Below are 309 nucleotides of genomic sequence, written 5' to 3' on the forward strand. Positions count from 1 at the left end.
CGTGCCGGATGAGGCTTATGACCGCATCATCACTTCCGGCGACGTTACCCGCGGCCTGATCGCCGAAGGTCCGAAGAAAGTCTTCCTGCTTGGCCCGGAGCGGGACATGCCGCTGCTCGAAGGTCTCGATGTCGAACGGGTGGGCGAGGCGGAAGCGCAATCCGTCGTCTGCACCGGTTTCCTCGACGACGAGACGGAAACCCCCGAGGATTATACCGAGATGCTCAAGGGCTTCATGGCCCGCGGCGCGCCGATGATCTGCGCCAATCCCGATCTGGTGGTGGAGCGCGGCGAGCGCATCATTCCCTG

At 63.8% G+C, this 309-nt stretch carries 1 protein-coding gene; it reads left to right on the forward strand.

Annotated elements, in window-relative coordinates; all coding sequences use genetic code 11:
- Positions 1-309 (forward strand): hypothetical protein (locus SB816_RS30695; RefSeq protein WP_410548078.1); only part of this gene is annotated, 309 nt, incomplete at both ends.

This window comes from Achromobacter sp. SIMBA_011 (genome assembly GCF_046535435.1).
GTDB classification, from domain to species: domain Bacteria; phylum Pseudomonadota; class Gammaproteobacteria; order Burkholderiales; family Burkholderiaceae_B; genus Achromobacter; species Achromobacter dolens.